Consider the following 21,020-nt stretch of genomic DNA (forward strand, 5'->3'; position numbering starts at 1 on the left):
GCCGAGCGCCGTCCTCTAGGATGTCGCCGTGAACGACGACCACAGTCATAGTCCGCGGCCGGAACCGACCCGTTGATGGATGCGCTGCTCATCGGCATCGGCGTCATCCTCACGATCGGGACCGGCCTCTTCGTCGCGAGCGAGTTCGCGCTCGTCAACCTCGACCGAGCTGACCTCGAGGCTCGCCGCGACCGCGGCGAGAAGCGCCTCGACGGCACGATCAAGGCGCTCCGCCAGACCTCGACGCACCTCTCGAGCGCGCAGCTCGGCATCACGCTCACGACGCTCCTGACGGGCTACACGATGGAGCCCGCGATCTCGCGGCAGCTCTCGCCCATGCTCGTCTCGTGGGGGCTCGCCGAGGGCGTCGCCGGGCCGCTCTCGAGCGTCATCGCCATGACGGGCGCGACGATCCTCTCGATGATCATCGGCGAGCTCGTGCCCAAGAACCTCGCGCTCGCGAAGCCGCTCGGCACCGCGATCGGCGTCACGCCGTTCCAGCGCGCCTTCACGGCGCTGTTCCGGCCCGCGGTGCTCGGGCTCAACGGCTCCGCCAACGGCATCCTCCGCTCGATCGGGCTCGAGCCGAAGGAGGAGCTCTCCGGCGCCCGCACGGCAGAGGAGCTCTCGACGCTCGTGCGCCGCAGCGCCATGGAGGGCGCGCTCGACGCCGGCGCCGCGACGCTGCTCTCCCGCACGCTGCGCTTCGCCGAGCTCACGGCGGGGGACGTCATGACGCCCAGGCCGCGCGTGCAGGCGATCGAGCGCAGCGCATCCGTCGCCGACCTCGTGCAGCTCGCGCACCAGACGGGCCTCAGCCGCTTCCCGGTCGTCGACGGCGACCTCGACGAGGTGCTCGGCATCGCGCACGTCAAGCAGGCGATCTCGGTGCCGCGCGAGCGGCGCGCCGACGTGCCGGTCGCGGCAATCGCCGAGGAGCCGCACCGCGTGCCCGAGTCGGTGCACCTCGACGCGCTGCTCGGCGACCTCAAGGAGCGCGGCTACCAGATGGCGATCGTCGTCGACGAGTACGGCGGCACCGCCGGCATCGTGACGCTCGAGGACCTCGTGGAGGAGGTCGTCGGCGAGGTCTCCGACGAGCACGACCGGATGCACGTCGAGGTCGTGCGCGGTCCGGGCTGGGTGACCTTCCCCGGCTCCTTCCGGCCCGACGAGCTGCTCGAGCGCGCGCGCGTCGCCGTGCCCGAGGAGGGCCCGTTCGAGACGATCGGCGGCTTCATCATGGCCGAGCTCGGCACGCTGCCGAGCGTCGGCGACACCGTGCGCGTCGAGGGCGGCACGCTCCGCGTCGACCGCGTCGACGGGCGGCGCGTCGACCGCGTGCGCTTCATCGAGGACGAGCCGGCGAGCGAGCCGACTCGCGAGGCAGCGGAGGGGGAGCGATGAACGACTGGCTCGGCATCATGTGGCTCGTCATCCTGCTCGCGGCCAACGCGTTCTTCGTCGGCGCCGAGTTCGCGGTCATCTCCGCGCGCCGCAGCCAGATCGAGCCGCTCGCCGACCGCGGCAACCGCGCGGCGAAGCTCGCGCTGTGGGCGATGGAGCACGTCTCCCTCATGCTCGCGATGTGCCAGCTGGGCATCACGATCTGCTCGCTGCTCATCCTCAACGTCTCCGAGCCGGCGATCCACCACCTGCTCGAGGGACCGCTCGAGTGGACGGGGCTCGCGCCCGAGGTCGTCTCGGTCGTCGCGTTCGTCATCGCGCTGCTGCTCGTCACCTACCTGCACGTCGTGCTCGGCGAGATGGTGCCGAAGAACGCGGCGTTCTCGGTGCCCGACCGAGCCGTGCTGCTGCTCGCGCCGCCGCTCGTGCTCATCTCGCGCATCTTCAAGCCCGTCATCTGGGCGATGAACGAGGTCGCGAACGGCATCCTGCGCCTGTTCCGCGTGCAGCCCGTCGCAGAGGCGGCGAGCGCGTTCACGATCGACGAGGTCGAGACGATCGTCGAGACCTCGAAGCGCGAGGGCGTGCTCTTCGACCCGACGGGCGCGATCTCGCGCACGTTCGAGTTCACCGAGCGCCGGGTGCGCGACGTCGCGCTCCCGCTCGACGAGATCGTGACGCTCCCCGCGGGAGCGACGCCGACCGACCTCGAGGCCGCGGTGCGCGAGCGCGGGTTCTCGCGCTACGTGGTGTCGGATGCCGAGGGCATGCCGAGCGGGTACGTGCACGTGAAGGACGTGCTCGGGGCCGACGACGCCGAGATGGACGTGCCCGTGCCGGCCAAGCGCATCCGCCAGCTCGCCTCGATCTACCAGGACGCCGAGCTCGAGGACGCCCTCGCGCTCATGCGCTCGACCGGCGCGCACATCGCGCGCTCGTTCGACGCGAACGGCGACACGACGGGCCTGCTGTTCCTCGAGGACATCATCGAGGAGCTCGTCGGCGAGGTGCGCGACGCGACCCGGAGGCTCTTCTGAGCCAGGCTCGAGCGGGGCAGCCTGGAGCGTGCCAGGCTCGAGCATGGCCGTGGCTCGCGTTCGGCGGCGTGCACGCGCTGCTCGCGATCCTCGCCCTGCCGAGCGTCTCGGACGCGTACGGCGACGTGCTCGCGGTCTACCCGTTCTGGGTCGAGCAGGGGCTCGGCAGCGAGGGCCGGCCCGGTCAGTGGCTCGGCGTCGACGTGCCGTGGGTCTACCCGCTGCTCGCGTGGGCGCCGATCCTCGCCTCGAGCGCGTTCGGCACGGCGGCGTTGCCGCTCGTGTGGATGCTCCTCGTCACGGCGCTCGACGCGATCGCGCTCGCGCTGCTGCTGCGCGTGCCGCGCGGGCTCGTGATGGCGTGGACGTGGCTCGCGCTCCTCGTGGCGCTCGGCCCCGTCGCGATCGCCCGCATCGACACGGTCGCCGTGGCGCTGTGCGTCATCGCGGTCGTGGCGCTGCGCAGCGACCGTCCTGGGGTCGCGGCGGCGCTCTTCACGGTCGGCGCGTGGATGAAGGTCTGGCCCGGCGTGCTGTGGCTCGCGCTGCTCGTCGTGCGGCGCGAGCGGATGCGCGTGGTCGCGGCGGGCGCGCTCGTCTCGGCCGCGGTGCTCGGGCTCGCGGCGCTCGTCGGCTCGGACCACGCGCTGTCGTTCCTCACCGAGCAGGACGATCGCGGGCTGCAGATCGAGGCCGTCGCCGCGACGCCCTACCTGTGGCTCGCGAGCGCGGGCGAGGCGCAGGTCGGATTCGACCGCGAGATCTACACGTTCCAGGTCGAGGGCGACGGCGTCGGCGCGGTCGCGGCGCTCGCGACGCCCGTGCTCGTCGCGGGGGTGCTCGCGATCGGCGCGCTCGGCGCCCTCGCCGTGCGGCGCGCGCACCGGCGGGAGGCGATCGTGTGGCTCGCGGTCGCGCTCGTCGAGGCGATGATCGTGACGAACAAGGTCGGCTCGCCGCAGTTCGTGCTGTGGCTGTTCGTGCCCGCGCTGCTGCTCGCCGAGGCGGGCGCGCGGCGGCACTGGATCGGCGTCGGCGCGATCGCGCTCGTCGCGGCGCTCACGCAGCTGCAGTTCCCGTGGACCTACGACTGGCTGGTCGCGGCGCACCCCGCGGCGGTCGCGCTCCTCACGGCGCGGAACGCGCTGCACGTCGCGCTCCTCGTCGGGGCGGTGTGGATGCTCGTGCGGGCCGCGCGCGTCGGCCCCGTCGGGGTGTCAGGCGAGGAGCGTCGCCAGCAGATCGCCGACGCGGCCCGACTCGATGAGGAACGCGTCGTGCCCGAAGCCGCTCTCGAGCACGACGGGCTCGGCGCCGGAGACGCTCGTCGGGATCCCTGACGCGAGCCGCCGCTGGTCGGCGACCGGGAAGAGCCGGTCGCTCGAGATGCCGACGACGAGCGTCGGCGCCGTGACGCGTTCGAGCGCGGCCTCGACGCCGCCGCGACCGCGGCCGACGTCGTGCGTCGACATCGCGTCGACGAGCCGCACGTAGGAGCCGGCGTCGAAGCGCCGCGTGAAGCGGTTGCCGTGCACGTCGAGGTACGACTCGACCTGGAAGCGCCCGCCGTGCAGCGGGTCGACGCTCGACTGCCACTCGCGGCGGAACCGCTCGTTGAGCTCCTGCTGCGAGCGGTAGCCGAGCATCGCCATGCGGCGCGCGAGCGCGAGCCCGCGCGCGGGACCCGCGTGGCCCGGCAGGTCGTAGAAGTCGCCGCCGAGCCAGCCGGGATCGTTCGTGACGGCCTCGATCTGCAGGGTGTTCTGGGCGATCTGGTCGGCGCTCGTCGCGGCGTTCGAGGCGAGCAGCGCGGCGGAGCCGACGCGCTCGGGATGCGCGACCGCCCACTCGAGCGCGTGCATGCCGCCCATCGAGCCGCCGACGACGGCGTGCCAGCGGCGGATGCCGAGCTGGTCGGCGAGCCGGCGCTGCGCCTCGACCTGGTCGCGCACCGTCACGCGCGGGAAGCGCGAGCCCCACTCGCGGCCGTCGCGGTCGAGGGAGGCGGGACCGGTCGACCCCTGGCAGCCGCCGAGCATGTTGGGGGCCACGACGAAGAACCGGTCGGTGTCGATCGCGCGGCCGGGCCCGACGACGTCCTCCCACCAGCCGGCCGTCGCGTGGCCGGGGCCGGCCGGTCCGCGCACGTGGCTGTCGCCCGTGAGCGCGTGCAGCACGAGGACGGCGTTCTCCGCGCGCTCGTCGAGGCGACCCCACGTCTCGAACGCGAGCGCGGCATCCGGGATCGTCCCGCCAGACTCGGTCTCGACGTCGCCGATGCGGGCGAAGCGCCGCTCGCCGGGATCGTCGCCCGGCCGCCACGCGCCCGTGACGGGCACGGGGCGCGCGTCGGGCCCGGCGTCGAGCCCCGTGTCGACGAGCCGTGCGGCCGGCACGCGAGCGGCCGGCTGCGCGTCGTCGCTCAGCTGCCAGTCCACGCGTGCCCGCCGACCGCTCGTGCCGTCCGTGCTCAGGCGTTCGCCGAGAGCTCCGCCGACTTCGCGGCGGCGGCGTCGAGGCCGCGGCCGAGGTCGGCGATGAGGTCGTCGACGTGCTCGATGCCGACCGAGAGCCGCACGAGTCCGGGCGTGACGCCCGCGCTCAGCTGCTGCTCGGGCGTCAGCTGCGCGTGCGTCGTCGATGCCGGGTGGATGACGAGCGAGCGCACGTCGCCGATGTTGGCGAGGTGGCTGAAGAGCTCGAGCGACTCGACGAGCGCCTTGCCGGCCTCGACGCCGCCGCGCAGCTCGAAGGAGAGCACGGCGCCCGTGCCGCGCGGGGCGAGCTCGCGGCCGCGCTCGTGCCACGGGCTCGACTCGAGGCCCGCGTAGTGCACGGCGGCGACCTGCGGGTGCGCCTCGAGGAAGCGGGCGACGGCGGTCGCGTTCCCGACGTGGCGGTCGAGGCGCAGCGAGAGCGTCTCGATGCCCTGCAGCAGATGCCACGCGGTGTCGGGCGCGGCGGAGGCGCCGACGTCGCGGAGGAGCGTGACGCGCGCCTTGAGGATGTAGGCGATCGCGTCGCCGAGCGCCTCGGTGTAGGTGACGCCGTGGTAGGACTCGTCGGGCGTCGTGAGGCCGGGGAACTTGTCGGACTCCGACCACGCGAAGCGGCCGCCGTCGACGATCGCGCCAGCGACGACCGAGCCGTGGCCGCCGAGGAACTTCGTCGCCGAGTGGATGACGATGTCGGCGCCGTGCTCGAGCGGGCGGATGAGGTAGGGCGTCGCGATCGTGTTGTCGACGATGAGCGGCACGCCGGCGTCGTGGGCGACGCCCGAGACACCCGCGATGTCGAGCAGGTTGATGCGCGGGTTGCCGATCGTCTCGGCGAAGAGCAGCTTCGTCTCGGGGCGGATGGCGCGGCGCCACTCGTCGAGGTCGTCCTGGTCCTCGACGAACGTCACCTCGATGCCGAGCCGCTTGAGCGTGAAGTTGAAGAGGTTGTAGGTGCCGCCGTAGATCGACGACGACGAGACGATGTGGTCGCCTGCGCTCGCGATGTTGAGCACGGCGTAGGTGCTCGCGGCCTGGCCCGACGCGAGCAGGAGGGCGGCGCTGCCCCCTTCGAGCGCCGCGAGGCGCTGCTCGACGACGTCGTTCGTCGGGTTCATGATGCGCGAGTAGATGTTGCCGAGCTCGGCGAGGCCGAAGAGGCGGGCAGCGTGCTCCGTGCTGTCGAACACGTACGAGGTCGTGCGGTAGACGGGCGTGATGCGCGCCTTCGTCGTCGGGTCCGGCTGCGCGCCCGCGTGGACCTGGAGGGTCTCGAACTTCCAGTCGCTCATGGGGTGCTCCTTGCGGGTCGATGCCGAGCTGGGTCGTGCTCCATCGTGCGGTCGATCGCGCGATCGGGCCAGCCGGGTGCGTCGCACGGCGTAACACTGCGGCTCCGCCGGTCCGGGGCCGAGTGGCGCCGATCGGCCGCCGCCTGCTTGCATGGCGGCATGAGCGAGAAGCGGATCGTCGTCACGGGAGCATCGAGCGGCATCGGGGAGGCGGTCGCGCGACAGGCTGTGGAGCGCGGATGGAGCGTGCTCGCCGTCGCGCGCCGCGCGGAGCGGCTCGAGGCGCTGCAGCGCGACACCGGCTGCGAGATCCTCGCCGCCGACCTCACCGACGAGGGCGACATCGCGCGGCTCGCGGAGGCGGCTGCGGCGTTCCGCCCGACGGGCCTCGTGCAGGTCGCGGGCGGCGCGAAGGGCGCAGCGCCGCTCGGCGAGACCTCGATCGACGACTGGCGGTGGATGTTCGAGGCCAACGTCATCGGCACGAAGCGCGTGATCGATGCCATCCTGCCGCTGCTGCGCGACTCGACTCGCGACGGCTCCTACGCCGAGATCATGGTCGTCACCTCGATCGCCGCGACGGTGCCCTACACGGGCGGCTCGGGCTACAACGCGGCGAAGTCGGCCGAGAAGCAGCTCGTCGACGTGCTGCGGCTCGAGCTCGCGGGCGAGCCGATCCGCGTCATGGAGGTCGCGCCCGGCATGGTCTGGACCGAGGAGTTCAGCCTCGTGCGCTTCGAGGGCGACAAGGAGAAGGCGGATGCGGTCTACAAGGATGTGCAGGACCCCCTCTCGGCCGACGACGTCGCGCGCGTCATGACCGACATCCTCGCGCTGCCCGGCCACGTCTCGATCGACGAGACGATCATCAAGCCGGTCGCGCAGACGCATCCGTGGCTGGTGCACCGCGGGCCGCTCGTCGCGAAGGACTGAGCTCCCGGCCGCTCAGGAGCGCGGTGCGGGCGTCGCGCCGGGCACGGCCTCGGCGACCGGCTCCGGGTCCGCGAAGGCGAGCCTCGGCACCGCGACGAGGGCGGCCGCGGCGATGAGCGCGGTGACGCCGCAGATGATCCACACGACGATGTAGCCGCCGAGGCTCGCGGCGGTGCCGACCGCGCCGACCGCGAGCACGATCGCGAAGATCGACGATGCGAACGAGCCGCCGATGGTCTTCGTCGTGTTCGTCATGCCGGTCGCGACGCCCGTCTGTCCGCGGGGAGCGGCGGCGGCAGCAGCGGCGGGCAGTGCGCCGACGAGCGCACCCGAGCCGATGCCCGCGACGGCCATGCACGCGAAGACCTGCCAGATCTCGAGGTGGAAGGGCACGAGCAGCAGGTAGCCGATGCCCACGAGCGTCGACGCGACGATGAGGAGCAGGCGGGGGCGGATGCGCGTGGAGAGCACGGCGAGCGCGCCGGCGCCGACGATGAGCGCGAGCAGGTAGACGCCGATGAGGAGCGAGCGGCCGGTCGCGTCGAGCCCGAGTCCGTAGCCGAGCGACGGGTCGGTGCCGGCGTAGGTCGCGAGCGGCGTCTGCGCGCCGAGCAGGCTCACGCCGACGAGGCCAGCGGTGAGCTGCACGGGCCACATCGATGGCTGACGCATGACGCGGAGGTCGATCGCGGGGTCGTCCTTGCCGAGCACCCAGCGGCCGAAGGGGAGCAGCAGCAGGATGCCGATCGCCATCACGGCCCAGCCCCACCACGCCTCGAGCCCGCCGATCTTCAGGAACGTGAGGCCCGAGGTGATCGTCAGGAGCGAGAGCGCGAGCAGCACGAACCCGCCGGCATCGAGGCGGCGGCCCGGGAGCGGCTCCGACTCGGGCACGCCCCAGAGGATCGCGAAGAACGTGAGCGTCACCATCGCGGCCGGCACCATGAGGGTCGGCGGGATGGCGTCGCCGAAGGCGCCGAGCGCGGCCGCGGAGCCGAGGGCGCCGAGGATCGCTCCCGCCTCGAGGGCGATGACGAGCAGGCCCGCGGCTCGGCGCGTCGTCGACGGAGCGACGCCCGTGCGGCGGCCGCGGTCGAAGATGAGCGCGACCTCGAGCGGCAGCCACACCGCGTAGGCGCCCTGCAGCGAGAAGGCGATCAGGTAGCTCGTGAAGTCGCCCGCGAAGGCGATCCACCAGCTCGCGGCCGCGGTGATCGCGGTCGAGAGCAGCAGCATGCGCTTGTGGCCGTGCATGTCGCCGAGCTTCGCGAGGATCGGCACGAAGAGCGCCGAGAGCAGCAGCTGGCCCGCCTCGAACCAGTTGACGTCGGCGTCGGTGACGTCGAGGTGTCGGGCGATGTCGGGCGTCAGCGTGACGTACCAGCCCTGCAGCACGCCGCTCGTGAGCTCGACGCACACGAGCCAGCCGATGAGAGCGAGGGGCACGGCGCGCGACGTCGACACGCGTGCATCATGGCACCTCAACGGCACTGTTCTGCGGAGCGGCGCCGGTCGTACCCTGAGGCATGGCGCAGGCCCTGCTGTTCGGCGTGGTCGCCTCGAGCGCGCTCATCGTCGGTGCCCTCATCGGGATGCGCTTCGAGCTGCCGAAGCGCGTGCTCGCGATCCTGCTCTCGTTCGCCGCCGGTGCGCTCGTCACCGCCCTCGCGTTCGAGCTCTTCGAGGACGCCTACGAGATGGGCGGCATCTGGCGGGCCGCGATCGGCCTGCTCGTCGGCGCGCTCGTCTTCACGATGCTGAGCGCGCTGCTCGATCGTGCGGCGCAGCCGGGCAAGGGCGCTCCCGCGGATGAGGTCGAGGGCAGCGCGAAGCTCGACACCGACGCGGCTGCGACGGATGCCCGCGCGACGAAGGCCTCGACCCGCGGCGCAGCGGGGCTCGCGCTGCTCGCGGCCGTGACGCTCGACGGGGTGCCCGAGAACGTCGCCCTCGGCGTCTCGCTCACCGAGGGATCGGGCGGCCTCGCGCTGCTCGCCGCCATCTTCGTCTCGAACCTCCCGGAGGCGCTCGTCGGCGCGTCCTCGATGAAGGAGCAGGGGATGTCGGGCGGGAAGGTGCTCGGGCTGTGGTCGATGTGCGCCGTGCTGCTCGTCGGTGCGGTCGTGCTCGGCGCCGGTCCGCTCGCGAGCGCCGAGGCGGAGACGATCTCACTCCCGCTCGCGTTCGCGGCCGGCGCGGTGATCGCCTCGCTCGCCGACACGCTCATGCCCGAGGCGTACGAGCACGGCGGCCCCGCTGTCGCGATGAGCACCGCTGCGGGCTTCGTGCTGTCGTTCGTGCTCTCGCTCGCCTGAGCAGCCGAGCGCGCGAGCGGATCGGGCGACCGCTTTCGACCGACTCGACCACTTCGCGCCGACTCGACCGCTTCCCGCGAACGAGCCGACCCCTTCGCGTTGACGGGACCCGTTGCGACGGGTCGCGCGAGCGAGAAGGGGTCGAGTCGCGGGCTGTGCAGGGGCCGCCGCGGGTGCGGCCGTAGACTGGACGCATGGCCACCACGCATCCGTTCACGCTGTCCGTGCGCGACATCGTGCACAAGCCGGGCCGCATGCGCGAGGTCGAGGAGACCGCGCCGTTCGGCGACAAGGTCGGCGAGGGTCTCGCCGCCGTGCTGCCCGACCAGCCCATCGAGCTCGACGTTCGCCTCGAGAGCGTGCACGAAGGCATCCTCGCGACCGGGCAAGCGAGCGTCACCGCCCTCGCGACGTGCTCGCGCTGCCTCACCGAGTTCGACCTCGACCTCGATGTCGACTTCGTCGAGCTGTTCGCGTATGATGGTGCGTCGGAAACCGACTACCTCGTGGTCGACGAGTCTGTCGACATGCTTCCGGTGGTTCGGGACGCGGTCGTGCTGGCGCTGCCGTTCCAACCGGTCGACCGACCGGACTGCTCGGGGCTCGATCCTGAGACAGGGGAGCGGCTCGAGCCTGGCACGGTCCACGAGCCGACGGAGACCATCGATCCACGGTGGGCAGCGCTCCAGGGTTTCTCATCAGACGTGTCCGACGATGAGTCGGAAGAGGGCGCGCAGGCGCCGAAGAAGGAGTGAGCAATGGCTGTTCCCAAGAGGAAGATGTCGCGGTCGAACACCCGCGCCCGCCGTTCGCAGTGGAAGGCCGTCGCGCCCAAGCTCGTGAAGACCGTCGAGGGCGGCAAGACCGTCTACAGCCTCCCGCACCGCGCGAAGGTCGTCGAGGACTCGGCCGGCACCGCGCTGTACATGGAGTACAAGGGCCGCAAGGTCGCCGACGTCTGATCCTGCTGGGATCCTTCGTCGCATGACGGACCAGCGAGGAACGGCACAGCACCGACTGCTCGAGCAGCTCGGGGTCGACATCGACCCCGAGCTGCTGTCGTTGGCACTCACCCACCGCTCGTGGGCGTACGAGCACGGCGGCGTGCCGCACAACGAGCGCCTCGAGTTCCTCGGCGACTCGATCCTCGGCCAGGCGATCACGATCGAGCTCTACCGGCGCTTCCCCGAGCTGCCCGAGGGCGAGCTCGCGAAGCGCCGCGCCGGCGTCGTCTCGATGAACGCGCTCGCCGAGGTCGCGCGCGACATCGGGCTCGGCGAGCACATCCTGCTCGGCAAGGGCGAGGCAGCCTCCGGCGGCGCCGAGAAGCCCTCGATCCTCTCCGACACGCTCGAGGCGGTCTTCGGCGCCGCATTCCTGTCGGCCGGGCACACCGCATCCGCTGGCCTCGTGCTCCGGCTCGTCGGCCCGCTGCTCGACGACCCGCTGCGCGCCGGCGCCGCGCTCGACCCGAAGACGGCGCTGCAGGAGCTCGCAGCCGCGCAGGGCAAGGGCGCGCCCGCCTACGCGATCGAGGCAGAGGGCCCCGACCACGCGCGCAGCTTCACCGCGACCGTGCTGATCGACGACGAGACCGTCGCGACGGGCACCGGCACGAGCAAGAAGGTGGCCGAGATGGCCGCGGCGCTCGAGGCACATCGGCTGCTGAGCGCGCCGGCCGCGCACTGACATGCCGGTGCGCTGACATGCCGGTGCGCTGACATGCCGGAGCTGCCCGAGGTCGAGGTCGTGCGCGCTGGGCTCGCGCCGGCCGTGACCGGCGCTCGCGTCGAGGGCGTCGAGGTGCTCGACGCGCGATCGATCGCCCGTCACGACGGCGACGCCGCCGCCTTCGAGGCGGCCCTCACCGGTCGCACCCTCGGCGCACCGGAGCGGCGCGGCAAGTTCCTCTGGGTGCCGATCCGGGACAGGGCGGATGCGCTGCTCGCGCACCTGGGGATGTCGGGCCAGGTGCTCGTGCGCGAGCCAGGCACCGCGCCTGACCGCCACACGCGCATCCGGCTGCTGCTCGACCAGCCCGACCACGGCCCGATCGAGATCCGCTTCGCAGACCAGCGCATCTTCGGCGGACTCGCCGTGCGGCCCCTCGTCGCGGCCGACGGCGGCCGGGCGGTGCCCGACCAGGCCGCGCACATCGCGCTCGATCCGATCGACGCCGGCTTCGACGCATCTGCCGTCGCCCGCCGCCTGCGCCGGAGAAGGCAGGGCGTGAAGGCCGCGCTGCTCGACCAGACGCTCGTGTCGGGCATCGGCAACATCTACGCCGACGAGGCGCTCTGGCGGTCGCGGCTGCACTACGCAACGCCGGGTGAGCGGCTCACGCAAGCGCGGGCGCTCGCCCTGCTCGCCGACGTGCGCGCCGTGCTCGAGCAGGCGCTCGCCGAGGGCGGCACCTCGTTCGACGCGCAGTACGTCAACGTCAACGGGCAGGCTGGCTACTTCGAGCACTCGCTGCACGCCTACGGCCGCGGCGGTCAGCCGTGCCACCGCTGCGGCGCGATCATGGTGCGCGAGCCGTGGGCCAACCGCTCGTCGACGCGCTGCCCGCGCTGCCAGCGGCGGCCCAGGGGCATCGCGGTCTGACGCCCGGCGGCCCACCAGGCGCCGCTCCTAGACTGGATCGATGCCCTTCGACGGATTCTCGCCCGACGCGTTCGCCTTCTACACCGACCTCGAGGCGCACAACGAGCGGCCCTGGTGGCTCGACAACAAGCACCGCTACGACGCGCACGTGCGCGCGCCGTTCGAGGCGCTCGCCGAGGAGCTCGAGCCCGTCGCGAGCGCCGTGAAGGTCTATCGCCCGTACCGCGACGTGCGCTTCGCCCACGACAAGACGCCTTACAAGACGCGGCAGGGACTCTTCGCGCAGCGCGCGCCCGGCATCGGCTGGTTCCTCAACCTCGACGCGACGGGCGTCTCGATGGGCGGCGGGTTCTTCGGGGATGCGTCGTTCACGAAGGCGTACCGCGCGGCCGTCGAGGCGGTCGCGGCGGGCACCGAGCTCGAGGGCATCGTGCGGGAGCTCGAGGCGGCGGGCTACGAGCTCGGCGGCGAGCGCGTCAAGACGGCGCCGCGCGGCGTCGACCCCGCGCATCCGCGCATCGAGCTGCTGCGCTACCGCTTCCTGACGGCGCGTCGGCACCTGACGCCAGAGCAGGCGGGCGGACCGGAGCTGCTCGACGCGCTCTTCGACACGGTCGAGCACCTGCAGCCGCTCGTGCAGTGGGCGGTGCGGAACGTGGCGCCGAAGCGGTAGCCCTCAGCCGAGGATGCGCTTCGCGAGCTTGCCCCGCCACGAGCTGAACGGCGGGTAGATCACCCGCAGCGTGTCGATGCCGGTGGGCTTCGACAGCACGGGCTTCCGGTGGCTGAACGCCTCGAACGAGTGCTTGCCGTGGTACGCGCCCGAGCCGCTCTCGCCCACGCCGCCGAACGGCAGCCCGGCCGCGCCGACGTGCGCCACGGCGATGTTGACGCCGAGCGCCCCCGACGAGGTCTCGCGCTCGACGCGACGCACCGCATCCCGGTCCCTCGCGAAGACGTACAGCGCGAGCGGCTTCTCGGCGCCGCGCATCGTCTCGAGGAAGCCGTCGACGCCGTCGACCGGCAGCACCGGCAGGATCGGGCCGAAGATCTCCTCCTGCATGACGGGGGATGCGTCGTCGACGTCGACGAGGATCGTCGGCGCGAGGAAGCGATCGGCCTCGTCGACCTCGCCGCCCGTCACCGCGGTGCCGCTGCCGAGCAGCCCCCGGAGGCGCTCGAGGTGTCGGCCGTTGACGATGCGGCCGTAGTCGGGGGAGGTGCGCGCGTCGCCGAGCTGCTCGGCGGTCGCGCGGCGCAGCTCCTCGACGAGGTCGTCGGCGATCTCGCGGTCGACGCGGATGTGGTCGGGGGCGACGCACGTCTGGCCGGCGTTGATCCACTTGCCCCACGCGAGCCGCCGCGCGGTCGCCGGGATGTCGGCGGAGCGGTGCACGTAGGCGGGGCTCTTGCCGCCGAGCTCGAGGATCGTGGGGGTCAGGTGCTTCGCGGCCGCCGCCGCGACGACGCGGGCGATCTTCGCGTTGCCGGTGTAGAAGATGAGGTCCCAGCGCTGCTCGAGGAGCGCCGTCGTCTCGTCGACCGCGCCCTCGACGACGCGCACCGAGCGCGGGTCGAGGTGCTGCGGCGCGAGCTCGGCGAGCAGCGCCGACGTCGCGGGCGCGACCTCGCTCGGCTTCACGACCGCGGCGCAGCCCGCCGCGATCGCGCCGATGAGCGGGGCGAGCGCGAGCTGCAGCGGGTAGTTCCACGGCGCGATGATGAGCGCGGCGCCGAGCGGCTGGGCGATCGTCCTCGCGACCGCCGGCTGGAGCGCGAGCGGCGCGGCGACCGGTCGCGGCGCCATCCAGCGGCGCAGCGACCGCTTCGCCGCGCGCGCCTCCGCGACGAGGAACCCGATCTCGGTCAGGTGCGCCTCGATCTCGCCCTTGCCGAGGTCGGCCCCCAGCGCCGCCTCCCAGCGCGAGGTGTGCTGCAGCAGCATCGCCATGAGCCCGTCGAGCTGCCGCTCGCGGTACTCGCGCGGGCGCGTCAGCCCGCTCTCGACCGCCTCTCGCAGCTCGGCGGCGAGGCCGTCGATGGATGCGTTGGGCCGGCTCTCGGGGCGGGCGTCGATCGTTGCGCGGTCGCTCATGCGCCCATGCTGGCAGGCGTGGCTATGGCCGGGCTCCATCGGCCGCAGCTCCGTCGTCGAGCCGCTTCTGCCACGCGCCCTCCGCGCCGACCGCGACGAAGCCGAGCGCCTCGTTGACGGCGAGCATCGGGCGGTTCTCGCTCGCGTTCCAGGTGATGACGCGCGTGCGGTCGGGGTGGAGGCGGCCGAGCTGCAGCAGGTTCTCGGCCTTCACGAGCATGCCGAGCCGGTGCCCGCGGTGGTCGGCGTGCACGAGGGTGTCCTCCTGGAACGCTGGGCGCCCGGGCGCGGGGAGCACGAGCACTGTGAACGCGACGGCCTCGCCGCTCGCGCGGTGGATCGCGACCGCCTGCAGGAGCGTCTGCCCCGCTTCGGTCAGCTCGGCCTCGAGCCGCTGCACGCGTGCGGCGTCCCACCGCTCGTCGTCGACGTCGAGGCCCGCGGCCGGCGCGTCGGTGACCATGCGGCCGTGCAGCGCAGCCATCGCGCCCAGCAGCTCCGTCGGCGTCGGGCCCTGCCAGGCGCGGGTCTCGTAGTCCTCGCCCGCGTGCGCGAGCGCATCCGCCCGGTGCCGCTCGAGGTCGGCGCGCGCGGCCTCGACGTCGAGCTCCGAGATGCGGTCGATCTGCTCGAGCGTGTAGCCGAGCGACGTCGCGAGCCGCGCGGGCGCGTCGAGCGCGATCGCGCCGTGCCCGCTCACCGCCGCCATCGCCTCGTCGCCCTCAGCAGGCGGCCGGTGGTCGACCCACGACTGCAGCGTCGTCGCGCCGAGCTCGCGCGCGATCCGCTCGAGCCGCTCCGCGATCGCGCGGCCGACGCCGCGCCCGCGCTCCTCGGGCACGACCCACGCCGAGACGAAGGCGATGCGCGAGCCCTCCTCGGCGTTGATCGACGCGATCGCGCGGCCGACGTCGCGGCCGCCCTCGATGACGAGGAAGCGCCGCGTCACCTCGTCGTCGGGGTGCCGCAGGCTCGCGACGATCTCGTCGACCGTCGTGTCGTGCGCGTCGTCGCCCCAGTGCGCCTGGGTGACGCGGTTCGCGGCGTCGACGTAGCGGGCGATGCGCGAGAGCCGTGGCTCGTCGAAGTCGCCTGCAGGTGCCTCGAGCTCGAGCCACTCGAGCTGCATCTCCGTCATCGCGCGTCCTTCCGCTGCCACTGCGCCTCGTACGCGATCGGCTCGAAGCCGCATCGCTCGTTCACCGCGAGCATGGGCCGGTTCTCCTCCGCGTTCCAGGTGACGATGCGCGTGAGCTCGGGTCGCAGCTCCCGCAGCCGCAGCATGTTGTCGAGCTTCAGCAGCATGCCGAGCCCGTGGCCGCGGTGCGGCTGCGTCACGAGGGTGTCGTGCTGGCGAGCGACGCCGCCGGTCGTCGGCAGGATGAGGGTCGAGAAGCCCGCGAGCTGCCCGCTCGCCCGCTCGCGCGCCGCGACCGTCAGGAGCGAGCGGCCGCCGCCCTGCTTCGACTGCTCGAACGCGGCGAGGCGCGCGTCGTCCCACGTCTCGGGCTCCCACGCGAGCCCCGCGACGGGTGCGTCGACCGACATCCGCTCGTGCAGCATCCGCATGCCCTCGCGGTGCTCGGCGGGCGTCTCGCCGACCCACCGCTCGAGGTCGTACCCGCTCGCGCGCTCGAGTCCTGCCGCGTGCCGCGCCTCGAGGTCGCCCAGCTGCGAGAGGTCGGCGACGCTCACGCGGTAGACCTGCTCGAGCTCGAAGCCGCGCGCGACGAGCGGCGCGACCTCCGGATGCGTCGGGTCGGCCGCACCGTGCCCCGTGCGGGCGCTCACGCCCCCGATGCGCGCGCCGACGGTGGAGGCCACGATCGTCGAGCGGCCCAGCGCGCTCGCCTCGTCGATGCCGCGCGCGACGAGCGCCTCGGCGATCGCGGCCTGCTCGAGCGCGGGGAGCGCGGGATCGAGCTGGACGCCGAGGTCGGCGACGTCGGTCGAGTCGATGAGCGTCGTGTACATCGTCAGCACGCCCGCGAGCCGCTCGCCGCACCACGCGAGCAGGCGGTGGATGCGCTCGGTCTCGTCCGAGCGCAGGAGCGCGACGAACTCGGCGAGCGTGTTCGTGTAGAGGCCGTCGCCGAAGCGCGCGGCGTTCGCGCGCTCGTTGAGCTCGAACGCGAGCCGCAGCTCGTCGTCGGGCTCGCTAGCGGGGTCGAGGCGGGGGTCGACGGCATCGGGGAGCGGCGCAGCGGGGCGGATGTCGATCTGCATGGGTCCTGCCGCTCTGCACCGGCGCCATGCCGGCGGGCAGCATTGCAGGATAGGGGCGCGCGCGCCTGCCGTGCAACACGCGAGGCGGCGACTACGGTGGTGCGAGCAAGAACCGGGAGCCGCATGCACCTCAAGACCCTCACCGTCAAGGGCTTCAAGTCGTTCGCGCGCGCCACGACGTTCCAGTTCGAGCCGGGCGTCACGTGCGTCGTCGGCCCGAACGGCTCCGGCAAGTCGAACGTCGTCGACGCCCTCGCGTGGGTGATGGGCGAGCAGGGCGCGAAGACGCTCCGCGGCGGCAAGATGGAGGACGTCATCTTCGCCGGCACGGCGACGACCGGTCCGCTCGGCCGCGCGCACGTCGAGCTCGTGATCGACAACGCCGACGGCGCGCTGCCGATCGAGTACGCCGAGGTGCAGATCTCCCGCACCCTCTTCCGCAACGGCGGCTCGGAGTACGCGATCAACGGCGAGTCGTGCCGGCTGCTCGACGTGCAGGAGCTGCTGAGCGACTCGGGCCTCGGCCGCGAGATGCACGTCATCGTCGGCCAGGGGCAGCTCGACAGCGTGCTGCAGGCGACGCCCGCCGACCGCCGCGGCTACATCGAGGAGGCCGCGGGCATCCTCAAGCACCGGCGCCGCAAGGAGAAGACGCTCCGCAAGCTCGACGCGATGCAGGCCAACCTCACGCGCCTGCAGGACCTCACGGGCGAGATCCGCCGGCAGCTGAAGCCCTTGGGCCAGCAGGCCGAGATCGCGAAGGAGGCCGCGACGATCCAGGCGACCGTGCGCGACGCCCGCGCTCGCCTTATCGCCGACGAGGTCATCGGCCTGCGCGGCCAGCTCGAGGCCGCCGCGCGCTCCGAGTCGGAGCGGAAGTCCGAGCGCATCGTGCTGCAGGAGCAGCTCGAGCAGGCGAAGCTGCGCGCGAGCCGCATCGAGGAGTCGATGGTCGGCGACGACGTCGATCAGGCCCGCACCGTCGCGCACGCGCTCGAGCGCGAGCTCTCGCGGCTGCAGTCGCTCCACGCGCTCGCCGGCCAGCGGCTCGCGCTGCTCGAGGAGGCGCCCGAGATGGGCGACGCCGGCCCGCTCGTGACGCCCGACATGGTTGCCGCCGCGCGCGACGAGGCGCGAGCGCTGCAGGACCGGGTGGCGGATGCCGAGGGTCGCCTCGCGAAGGCGGCCTCGGCGACCGCCGTGGCGCGCGCGAACCTCGACTCGCTCGACGAGGAGATCGCCGCGCAGGCGGCGCTCGTCTCGAAGCACGACCTCGAGGCGGCCGGGCACCGATCGAAGGTCGACGTCGCGCAGTCGACGCTCGCCGCCCGCGAAGCGGAGGTCACGCGCCGCGAGGCGGCGCTCGCGAACGCCGAGCAGCGGCTCGCCGACGCCACCGAGGCGGCCGAGGGGCTCGGCGACGCGGAGGAGGCGGGCGACGCCGAGGCGCTCGCGGTCGCCTACCGCGAGGCCGACGAGCGGCAAGCCGCCCTCTCCGGCGACCTCGACGAGCGGCGCGACGCCCTGCACCGCGTCGAGCGGGAGCGCGATGCCCTCGCGGCCCGCGCCTCGGCGCTCACGGTCGCGCTCGACGCGGGGAACGCATCCGCGGGTCTGCTCGGTGCCGGCATCGACGGGCTCACGGGGCTCGTGGCCGAGCACGTGAAGGTGAAGAAGGGCTTCGAGGCGGCGATCGCGGCGGCGCTCGGCACGCTCGGCGAGGCCGTGCTCGCCGAGTCGCGAGGTGCGGCCGCCGCGGCGATCGAGCACGCGCACGAGGCCGGGCTCGGCCGCATCGAGGCGGTCGTCGGCGATGCCGTGCCGATGCGCTTCGACGTGCCGGCGCTCGAGGGCGCCGTGCACGCGCCGACGGTCGTGGATGCGCCGGCCGGTGTGCTCGGGGTGCTCGCGCTGACGTTCGTCGTCGACTCGCTCGACGGCGCGCGGGAGGCGGGGCCGCGGATCGCGGCGCTCGAGCTCGGCGGGCCGGTGACGATCGTCACGCGCCGCGGCGACTTCGTGAGCGAGTACCTCATGCGCGGCGGCTCCGACGACGCGCAGTCGCGGCTCGAGCTGCTCGCCGAGCGCGACGCGGCGACCGAGCAGCTCGAGCGGCTGCGCGCCGACATCGAGCGCGAGGCCGAGGCGCTCGAGCGCGCCCGGCAGGCGCACCAGCAGGCCAAGCGCGCCGCGGCCGACGCGCTCGAGCAGCTGCGCGCGCACGACGCGGCCTCCGCGGCGCGCGGCGAGGAGCGCTCGCGCGTGCGCGCGCGGCTCGAGTCGGCGACCGGCGAGCACGAGCGGGCGCGCGCGGCGCTCGCCGAGGCGCGCACGGGCGTGACGGATGCGTCGGCGGGCGTCGAGGCGGCGCAGCGGGCGCTCGACCGCTTCCTCGCCGAGCCGCGGCCGATCCTCGACGCGTCCGCGCGCGACGGCGTGCTCGCCGAGCTCGAGGCGGCGCGCCAGGCTGAGACCGACCTCCGGATCGAGCTCGAGACGGCCCGCGAGCGCGTGCGGGCCGAGCTCGCGCGCGCCGAGTCGCTCGCGCGCGACGTCGAGGCGCAGCGGGCGCGCGCCGAGGAGGCAGCGCGCCGCGCGGTGCTGCGCGAGCGGCAGCGCGAGCAAGCCTCGCGCGTGCTCGACGCGATCCCGCCCGTGCTCGGCGTCGCCGAGCGCTCGGTCGCCGAGGCGCGCGGCGTGCTCGCCGAGCGGGAGGCGGCGCGCCGCGACCGCAACGAGGAGCTCGGGAGGCTGCGCCGGAGCGAGGGGGCGCTCCGCGAGCGCCTGCAGGAGCTCACCGAGCACGTGCACGTCGCAGAGATGGAGGCGTACGAGCAGAAGCTGCACCTCTCGAACCTGCTCGAGCGCGCCGGGAGCGAGCTCGGCCTCGAGGAGGCGGTGCTCGTCGCGGAGTACGCGCCGGGGGAGGACTGGGATCGCAGGGCCGAGCAGGCGCGGCTCAAGCAGGCCGAGGGCAAGCTCGCGCGGCTCGGACGCGTCAACCCGCTCGCGCTCGAGGAGTTCGCGGCGCTCGAGCAGCGCCACACGTTCCTCACCGAGCAGCTCGCCGACCTCGCGAAGACGCGGAAGGACCTCGAGCAGATCATCGCCGACCTCGACGTCACGATGGAGGCGATCTTCGCTGCGGCGTTCGAGGACACGAAGGCGGCGTTCACCGAGGTCTTCCCGATCCTCTTCCCGGGCGGCTCGGGCGCGCTCGCGCTCACCGATCCCGAGAACATGCTCGAGACGGGCGTCGAGGTGACGGTGCGGCCGGCGGGCAAGAAGATCGACCGCATCTCGCTGCTCTCGGGCGGCGAGCGATCGCTCGCGGCCGTCGCGCTCATGGTGGCGATCTTCAAGGCGCGGCCGAGCCCGTTCTACATCATGGACGAGGTGGAGGCGGCGCTCGACGACGCGAACCTCGGCCGGCTGCTGACGGTGTTCGAGCAGCTGCGCGAGAGCTCGCAGCTCATCATCATCACCCACCAGAAGCGCACGATGGAGATCGCGGATGCGCTCTACGGCGTCTCGATGCGGCAGGACGGAGTCTCGGCGGTCGTCGGGCAGCGCACGACCCGCGAGCGGGAGCCCGTCGACGCCTGAGGGCCTCGCGCCGGGCCACTGAGGGAGTCGCTTCGCACCTCGTTGCATCGCGGGGAGTCGTTTCTCGACTCCGCGGGAGACATCGACTCCCGCCGTGGCGGAGTCGTCGGCCGAGGGGACGGCACGACAGCCCGCGGACGGTCAACAGTGCTGCGAACGGCGGCGGAATGGCGATTCGGTCGCGAGGAGCGGCGGATCTGCGCCGAGCGGACGCGGATCACCGCTCCTCGCGACCGCACGGCGGCGGGCGAGCAGCCTCAGCGCAGCGCCGACTCGACGAACACGACGCCGTCGCCGTAGATCTCGTCGAGCGCCGCCTGCATCGAGCCGTCGTCGAAGGTGACCGAGAGCACGACGACGCCGTCCATGCCGACGTGCCCCAGCACATCCGCCCGCTCGAGCGAGTCGAGGTCGGCCTGCACCGCCGCGATCGTCGCCTCGTCGAGGTCTCCCGTCGGGTACTCGATCGCCGGCATCGTGATCGCCGCGAGGTCGAGCAGATCGCCGGCCTGCGTGACGGTGTGCGAGGCGGCGTCGTAGGTGACCTGCATCGCGACCTGCGCCCAGCGCACGCCCTCCATCTCGACGGGCTCGAGCTGCGCCCAGTCGAAGCGGGCGAGCGCGGGGCCGGAGCACTGCGGGGGTGCCGACTCCATGACCGGCCCGAGGCACAGGATCGGCTCGCCGTCGTCGAGCACGAGCCCGATCGCCATCACGGGCTCCGTGGCGCTCGGCATCGGCAGGCCGGCCAGCTGGGCCTGCGCATCGGCGCCCGTCGCGACCGGCTGGGCCGGCGCCGCGGGGGCGGACGTCGCAGACGGGGCCGGCCCGCCGGAGCTGCCTGGACCAGCCGTCGCGCAGCCCGCGACGGCGAGGAGGACGACGGTGGCGGCGAGGCCGCCCATCGGGATGCGGCGGCAAGCGATGGAGCTCATGGCCTCACGGTAGGTCGGCGCCCCGCGAAGCGCAGCCCAACGTTCGCGACGATTCGATCGTCACGCCCCGATCGA

Annotated in this window: 17 protein-coding genes and 1 pseudogene; 11 read left to right on the plus strand and 7 right to left on the minus strand. The window is 73.3% G+C overall.

Features of this window, described 5'->3' with window-relative positions; genetic code table 11:
- Positions 1–75: 75 nt before the first annotated feature.
- The 3 genes and pseudogenes from JSQ78_RS00785 to JSQ78_RS13745 form a co-directional block, all read left to right on the plus strand.
- Positions 76–1,407, plus strand: a complete 1,332-nt coding sequence (locus tag JSQ78_RS00785) for a hemolysin family protein (protein WP_211448631.1) — start codon at positions 76–78, stop codon at positions 1,405–1,407.
- On the plus strand, positions 1,404–2,444 hold the full coding sequence (locus JSQ78_RS00790; protein WP_211448633.1) for a hemolysin family protein: 1,041 nt from the start codon (positions 1,404–1,406) through the stop codon (positions 2,442–2,444). Before JSQ78_RS00785 ends, JSQ78_RS00790 begins: the two co-directional genes overlap by 4 nt.
- Before the next feature lie 203 nt (positions 2,445–2,647).
- A pseudogene (locus JSQ78_RS13745) lies at positions 2,648–3,319 on the plus strand (glycosyltransferase 87 family protein); the annotation flags it as partial.
- A gap of 342 nt (positions 3,320–3,661) precedes the next feature.
- On the opposite strand, the gene metX reads toward JSQ78_RS13745, so the two are convergent.
- Positions 3,662–4,882, minus strand: coding sequence for a homoserine O-acetyltransferase MetX (metX, locus tag JSQ78_RS00795; protein WP_211448635.1), 1,221 nt, complete (start codon positions 4,880–4,882; stop codon positions 3,662–3,664).
- 32 nt (positions 4,883–4,914) lie between these two features.
- On the minus strand, positions 4,915–6,231 hold the full coding sequence (locus tag JSQ78_RS00800; protein ID WP_249295769.1) for a bifunctional o-acetylhomoserine/o-acetylserine sulfhydrylase: 1,317 nt from the start codon (positions 6,229–6,231) through the stop codon (positions 4,915–4,917).
- A gap of 159 nt (positions 6,232–6,390) precedes the next feature.
- Here JSQ78_RS00800 and JSQ78_RS00805 point away from each other — a divergent pair, with 159 nt between their 5' ends.
- Positions 6,391–7,164 carry an SDR family NAD(P)-dependent oxidoreductase gene (locus JSQ78_RS00805; protein ID WP_211448638.1) on the plus strand — a complete coding sequence of 258 codons (774 nt, stop codon included), beginning with the start codon at positions 6,391–6,393 and terminating at the stop codon, positions 7,162–7,164.
- 12 nt (positions 7,165–7,176) lie between these two features.
- Here the strand turns inward: JSQ78_RS00805 and JSQ78_RS00810 are convergent, their stop codons facing one another.
- Entirely contained in the window at positions 7,177–8,628 is a 1,452-nt protein-coding gene (locus tag JSQ78_RS00810) for an MFS transporter (protein ID WP_249295771.1), read from the minus strand.
- A gap of 62 nt (positions 8,629–8,690) precedes the next feature.
- Between JSQ78_RS00810 and JSQ78_RS00815 the strand changes: the two genes are divergently transcribed.
- The 6 genes from JSQ78_RS00815 to JSQ78_RS00840 all read left to right on the plus strand — a co-directional run bounded on the left by JSQ78_RS00815 (position 8,691) and on the right by JSQ78_RS00840 (position 12,756).
- Complete coding sequence (locus tag JSQ78_RS00815; protein WP_211448642.1) at positions 8,691–9,479, plus strand: ZIP family metal transporter; 789 nt, start codon at positions 8,691–8,693, stop codon at positions 9,477–9,479.
- A gap of 194 nt (positions 9,480–9,673) precedes the next feature.
- Positions 9,674–10,234 (plus strand): YceD family protein, encoded by a 561-nt coding sequence (locus tag JSQ78_RS00820; protein ID WP_211448644.1) that lies wholly within the window; start codon positions 9,674–9,676, stop codon positions 10,232–10,234.
- A 3-nt stretch (positions 10,235–10,237) separates the two neighbouring features.
- On the plus strand, positions 10,238–10,441 hold the full coding sequence (rpmF, locus tag JSQ78_RS00825; RefSeq protein ID WP_021009302.1) for a 50S ribosomal protein L32: 204 nt from the start codon (positions 10,238–10,240) through the stop codon (positions 10,439–10,441).
- A 22-nt stretch (positions 10,442–10,463) separates the two neighbouring features.
- The gene (gene rnc, locus JSQ78_RS00830) at positions 10,464–11,168 is read left to right on the plus strand and encodes a ribonuclease III (RefSeq protein ID WP_211448646.1); all 705 of its coding nucleotides are present in this window, start codon (positions 10,464–10,466) and stop codon (positions 11,166–11,168) included.
- 33 nt (positions 11,169–11,201) lie between these two features.
- Positions 11,202–12,083, plus strand: coding sequence for a bifunctional DNA-formamidopyrimidine glycosylase/DNA-(apurinic or apyrimidinic site) lyase (mutM, locus tag JSQ78_RS00835; RefSeq protein ID WP_211448647.1), 882 nt, complete (start codon positions 11,202–11,204; stop codon positions 12,081–12,083).
- A gap of 40 nt (positions 12,084–12,123) precedes the next feature.
- Positions 12,124–12,756 carry a DUF2461 domain-containing protein gene (locus JSQ78_RS00840; RefSeq protein WP_211448649.1) on the plus strand — a complete coding sequence of 211 codons (633 nt, stop codon included), beginning with the start codon at positions 12,124–12,126 and terminating at the stop codon, positions 12,754–12,756.
- A gap of 3 nt (positions 12,757–12,759) precedes the next feature.
- Here JSQ78_RS00840 and JSQ78_RS00845 read toward each other — a convergent pair whose 3' ends face one another.
- Genes JSQ78_RS00845 through JSQ78_RS00855 form a run of 3 tightly spaced genes read right to left on the minus strand, consistent with a single transcriptional unit; the run spans position 12,760 to position 16,404 of the window.
- A complete protein-coding gene (locus JSQ78_RS00845) occupies positions 12,760–14,178 on the minus strand; it encodes an aldehyde dehydrogenase family protein (RefSeq protein WP_211448651.1) in 1,419 nt (472 codons plus the stop codon).
- 22 nt (positions 14,179–14,200) lie between these two features.
- Positions 14,201–15,316: a GNAT family N-acetyltransferase gene (locus JSQ78_RS00850; RefSeq protein WP_211448653.1), complete on the minus strand. Its 1,116-nt coding sequence runs from the start codon at positions 15,314–15,316 to the stop codon at positions 14,201–14,203.
- Positions 15,313–16,404, minus strand: coding sequence for a GNAT family N-acetyltransferase (locus JSQ78_RS00855; RefSeq protein ID WP_211448654.1), 1,092 nt, complete (start codon positions 16,402–16,404; stop codon positions 15,313–15,315). The genes JSQ78_RS00850 and JSQ78_RS00855 overlap by 4 nt, the downstream gene beginning before the upstream one ends.
- A 123-nt stretch (positions 16,405–16,527) precedes the next feature.
- On the opposite strand from JSQ78_RS00855, the gene smc reads away from it, so the two are divergent.
- Positions 16,528–20,010 carry a chromosome segregation protein SMC gene (gene smc, locus JSQ78_RS00860; protein WP_211448656.1) on the plus strand — a complete coding sequence of 1,161 codons (3,483 nt, stop codon included), beginning with the start codon at positions 16,528–16,530 and terminating at the stop codon, positions 20,008–20,010.
- Between the two features lie 257 nt (positions 20,011–20,267).
- Here smc and JSQ78_RS00865 read toward each other — a convergent pair whose 3' ends face one another.
- Positions 20,268–20,945 (minus strand): hypothetical protein, encoded by a 678-nt coding sequence (locus JSQ78_RS00865; RefSeq protein ID WP_211448658.1) that lies wholly within the window; start codon positions 20,943–20,945, stop codon positions 20,268–20,270.
- Between the last annotated feature and the right edge of the window lie 75 nt (positions 20,946–21,020).

It is taken from the genome of Agrococcus sp. Marseille-Q4369 (genome assembly GCF_018308945.1).
Taxonomy (GTDB): Bacteria; Actinomycetota; Actinomycetes; order Actinomycetales; family Microbacteriaceae; genus Agrococcus.